This window comes from Citrobacter sp. Cf116 (assembly GCF_030336505.1).
Taxonomy (GTDB): domain Bacteria; phylum Pseudomonadota; class Gammaproteobacteria; order Enterobacterales; family Enterobacteriaceae; genus Citrobacter; species Citrobacter freundii.
This window is the reverse complement of record NZ_JAOWEQ010000038.1, coordinates 1-3023: the sequence shown is the minus strand read 5'-3', so window position 1 is coordinate 3023 and position 3023 is coordinate 1. Positions and strand designations below refer to the sequence as shown.

The 3023-nt window shown below is 53.7% G+C and carries 3 protein-coding genes; all 3 read left to right on the top strand.

Features of this window, described 5'->3' with window-relative positions:
* The first annotated feature begins 215 nt into the window (after positions 1-215).
* The 3 genes from intI1 (at position 216) to OGV74_RS16550 (ending at position 2971) form a co-directional block, all read left to right on the top strand.
* Positions 216-1229, top strand: coding sequence for a class 1 integron integrase IntI1 (gene intI1, locus OGV74_RS16560; RefSeq protein WP_000845048.1), 1014 nt, complete (start codon positions 216-218; stop codon positions 1227-1229).
* Between the two features lie 392 nt (positions 1230-1621).
* The gene (locus OGV74_RS16555; protein ID WP_001749988.1) at positions 1622-2191 is read left to right on the top strand and encodes a recombinase family protein; all 570 of its coding nucleotides are present in this window, start codon (positions 1622-1624) and stop codon (positions 2189-2191) included.
* Positions 2192-2266: 75 nt separating this feature from the next.
* Positions 2267-2971 (top strand): IS6-like element IS26 family transposase, encoded by a 705-nt coding sequence (locus OGV74_RS16550; RefSeq protein WP_001067855.1) that lies wholly within the window; start codon positions 2267-2269, stop codon positions 2969-2971.
* Positions 2972-3023: the final 52 nt, after the last annotated feature.

Below are 3023 nucleotides of genomic sequence, written 5' to 3'. Positions count from 1 at the left end.
TTATGCACGCTTAAAAATAATAAAAGCAGACTTGACCTGATAGTTTGGCTGTGAGCAATTATGTGCTTAGTGCATCTAACTTTGTTTTAGGGCGACTGCCCTGCTGCGTAACATCGTTGCTGCTCCATAACATCAAACATCGACCCACGGCGTAACGCGCTTGCTGCTTGGATGCCCGAGGCATAGACTGTACAAAAAAACAGTCATAACAAGCCATGAAAACCGCCACTGCGCCGTTACCACCGCTGCGTTCGGTCAAGGTTCTGGACCAGTTGCGTGAGCGCATACGCTACTTGCATTACAGCTTACGAACCGAACAGGCTTATGTCCACTGGGTTCGTGCCTTCATCCGTTTCCACGGTGTGCGTCACCCGGCAACCTTGGGCAGCAGCGAAGTCGAGGCATTTCTGTCCTGGCTGGCGAACGAGCGCAAGGTTTCGGTCTCCACGCATCGTCAGGCATTGGCGGCCTTGCTGTTCTTCTACGGCAAGGTGCTGTGCACGGATCTGCCCTGGCTTCAGGAGATCGGAAGACCTCGGCCGTCGCGGCGCTTGCCGGTGGTGCTGACCCCGGATGAAGTGGTTCGCATCCTCGGTTTTCTGGAAGGCGAGCATCGTTTGTTCGCCCAGCTTCTGTATGGAACGGGCATGCGGATCAGTGAGGGTTTGCAACTGCGGGTCAAGGATCTGGATTTCGATCACGGCACGATCATCGTGCGGGAGGGCAAGGGCTCCAAGGATCGGGCCTTGATGTTACCCGAGAGCTTGGCACCCAGCCTGCGCGAGCAGCTGTCGCGTGCACGGGCATGGTGGCTGAAGGACCAGGCCGAGGGCCGCAGCGGCGTTGCGCTTCCCGACGCCCTTGAGCGGAAGTATCCGCGCGCCGGGCATTCCTGGCCGTGGTTCTGGGTTTTTGCGCAGCACACGCATTCGACCGATCCACGGAGCGGTGTCGTGCGTCGCCATCACATGTATGACCAGACCTTTCAGCGCGCCTTCAAACGTGCCGTAGAACAAGCAGGCATCACGAAGCCCGCCACACCGCACACCCTCCGCCACTCGTTCGCGACGGCCTTGCTCCGCAGCGGTTACGACATTCGAACCGTGCAGGATCTGCTCGGCCATTCCGACGTCTCTACGACGATGATTTACACGCATGTGCTGAAAGTTGGCGGTGCCGGAGTGCGCTCACCGCTTGATGCGCTGCCGCCCCTCACTAGTGAGAGGTAGGGCAGCGCAAGTCAATCCTGGCGGATTCACTACCCCTGCGCGAAGGCCATCGGTGCCGCATCGAACGGCCGGTTGCGGAAAGTCCTCCCTGCGTCCGCTGATGGCCGGCAGCAGCCCGTCGTTGCCTGATGGATCCAACCCCTCCGCTGCTATAGTGCAGTCGGCTTCTGACGTTCAGTGCAGCCGTCTTCTGAAAACGACAAACAGCCAGAAAGGCTGTTACAGGCGATTTGATCTGCAACCTATTGGTTAAATTAATGTATCAAAAACGATGGTTTTTGTGACAGTCTTGAAAAGTCCTGACTTCTCCCGAAAAATGACTCCCCTCATGTAACAAAACTCGTTACTGTATCAACATAACAATAACCCCATAACTAATTAGCGAGAAAAGAATGAAAATCGGCTATGCACGTAAATCTACGCATCTTCAGGATGTGGCGCACCAGGTTGACGAACTAACAAAAGCTGGATGTGAGCAAATCTATCAGGATCAGACCTCACGTAGCGGCCCAAAGCGCGACAAAAAAGGTGCGCCGGAACTGGAGAACTGCCTGAAAGCATTGCGCGAGGGAGATACCCTAGTAGTTTGGGCACTAGATCGGCTCGGCGGTTCATTGGGTCAAGTCATTACTTTACTCGACGACCTGAAGAAACGCGGAATAACTTTCATAGCCATCAAGGACAGAATAGACACAAATGCGCCAGTTATAGGGGAAATCTATACTCATCTGATGGCGATATTCTCTAGCTTTGAACGCAACCGCAATATTGAAAGAACGCGCTCAGGCCTTGCAGCTGCACGCGCAAGGGGCCGTGTGGGAGGGAGAAAACCGTCACTTTCTGAAGAAGATGTTAAACAAATTAGAATCTTACTTGCTGATCCTGAAATGACAGTTGGTGCAGTTGCTAAGCGCTTCAACGTTTCTCGCATGACTATTTATCGCTACACCACAAAATCATGAATGACCGCAGCAGGCACTGTTGCAAATAGTCGGTGGTGATAAACTTATCATCCCCTTTTGCTGATGGAGCTGCACATGAACCCATTCAAAGGCCGGCATTTTCAGCGTGACATCATTCTGTGGGCCGTACGCTGGTACTGCAAATACGGCATCAGTTACCGTGAGCTGCAGGAGATGCTGGCTGAACGCGGAGTGAATGTCGATCACTCCACGATTTACCGCTGGGTTCAGCGTTATGCGCCTGAAATGGAAAAACGGCTGCGCTGGTACTGGCGTAACCCTTCCGATCTTTGCCCGTGGCACATGGATGAAACCTACGTGAAGGTCAATGGCCGCTGGGCGTATCTGTACCGGGCCGTCGACAGCCGGGGCCGCACTGTCGATTTTTATCTCTCCTCCCGTCGTAACAGCAAAGCTGCATACCGGTTTCTGGGTAAAATCCTCAACAACGTGAAGAAGTGGCAGATCCCGCGATTCATCAACACGGATAAAGCGCCCGCCTATGGTCGCGCGCTTGCTCTGCTCAAACGCGAAGGCCGGTGCCCGTCTGACGTTGAACACCGACAGATTAAGTACCGGAACAACGTGATTGAATGCGATCATGGCAAACTGAAACGGATAATCGGCGCCACGCTGGGATTTAAATCCATGAAGACGGCTTACGCCACCATCAAAGGTATTGAGGTGATGCGTGCACTACGCAAAGGCCAGGCCTCAGCATTTTATTATGGTGATCCCCTGGGCGAAATGCGCCTGGTAAGCAGAGTTTTTGAAATGTAAGGCCTTTGAATAAGACAAAAGGCTGCCTCATCGCTAACTTTGCAACAGTGCC